At 50.9% G+C, this 1,728-nt stretch carries 1 protein-coding gene; it reads left to right on the plus strand.

Annotation, left to right across the window (positions count from 1 at the left end; genetic code table 11):
* On the plus strand, positions 1-1,608 hold a 1,608-nt coding region (locus EKM92_RS11790; protein ID WP_125711042.1), incomplete at its 5' end, for an EAL domain-containing protein.
* Between the last annotated feature and the right edge of the window lie 120 nt (positions 1,609-1,728).

Consider the following 1,728-nt stretch of genomic DNA (forward strand, 5'->3'; position numbering starts at 1 on the left):
ACGCCATTTACGACTGGTGAAAACTTGCAAAAGCAATCTGACTTGCATCAGTTAGATGATGGTGTGCAAGTAAAGACGAAAGTGCCGACAGAGAATACACCACATACGTTTGATAATAGTTTGTACAATACAGACGGCGGTGTCCATGTTTACCAGAAGTCTCAAGTGCCAGAGTATTCCCCAAGTTTGACTCCTCATGATCAAACAACGACTACTCCAAGTGGCAACGCTGGTACACCATCAACAACTACCCCAGGTGGTGACGACGGTACACCAACGACGACTACTCCAGGTGGTAACGATGGTACACCAACGACGACTACTCCAGGTGGTAACGATGGCACACCGACAACGACTACTCCAGGTGCCGGCGATGGCACACCGACAACGACTACTCCAGGTGGTAACGATGGCACGCCAACAACAATTACCCCAGGTGGTAACGACGGCACACCAACAACAATTACCCCAGGTGGTAACGACGGCACACCAACAACTACCCCAGGTGGCGACGATGGCACACCAACACCGAATACTGATACAACCAACACGACGACAGTATCGCAAACACCAATCACAACCGGGACGCCGACGAGTACCACGGCAACCACGCCAACTCGTACCGGCAATGGCTTAACTGGTCAAACGCCAACGACGGATACGACCACCGTTAACAGTGACGGCACCACGCGCCGGACGTTGAGTTATGTCGATGCGACTAAAGCACCAACAAAAGCAGCACCTGCCGTGAGTGACAACGCACAATCATTTAACGCCTCAAAGCCACATACGATTCCAGATCAAACAGCGATCATCGCAGATCAAACCAATGCACCATCACCAGATGATCCAGCGGAATCGGCTCCAGTGGTAGCGAATGTTATTGATGAAAATGCCATTTTAACTCACGGGAACATTTTCACTGCTGGTGGGGCTCCTGGAATGGCAGATTACACCTTCTTCTCACAGCCAGTGATGGACACCGCCACTAACTCAGTTGATCACTATGAGTTGTTGCTGCGGGTTTGGGATTCTAAGCAAGGCGGCTGGCACTTGCCAGCATCCTTCTCCATCCCAGCCTCCATGGAAGCACATTTGATGGCACGGGCCGTCGCGCAACTTGATGTCAAAGACATTTCCATTAACTTAACGGATACGCAGTTCGAAGATCCTGACACCCAAAAGGCGATCACAGATCTGGCACAATCTGACGCGGTGGATAACTTGACCATTGAATTGGCGACGATTCCAGATAACGACCAACTGGAAGCCAACGCCAAAGTCTTCCAAAAAGCAGGCATCGCCGTCACCTTGGATAACTTAGGGAGCCACACCGATGGCACCCAGTTAGCGAAGGCTGCGGATCACGTTGACACGTTGAAAGTTTCTTTGCGCGGCATGCGTCGCGATGGCAACACCTTGACGCAAATGCACAATCAATTAGTTGCCTGGCAACAAGCAGCAAACACGCACCACGACAGCGTTGAAGTTGAAGGTGTTGAATCTGCAGCAGAACTTGCGATGACTCAAGACTTGGGCATCACGGCAGTGCAAGGCTACTACTTCAGTCGTCCGGCAATGCCTGGTACGCGTGCCGACTTAATGTAATTGAATCTTGATAAGAATGAAACTACTTGTAGTTTCATTTTTATTGTGCAGGCTTTAGCCTGGTACGCGCGGAAAACGCGCGTGCCTCAAAACCACCCGCTGTGCGGGTGGAGTCAAATA

This window comes from Lacticaseibacillus porcinae (assembly GCF_003946305.1).
Taxonomy (GTDB): Bacteria; Bacillota; Bacilli; order Lactobacillales; family Lactobacillaceae; genus Lacticaseibacillus; species Lacticaseibacillus porcinae.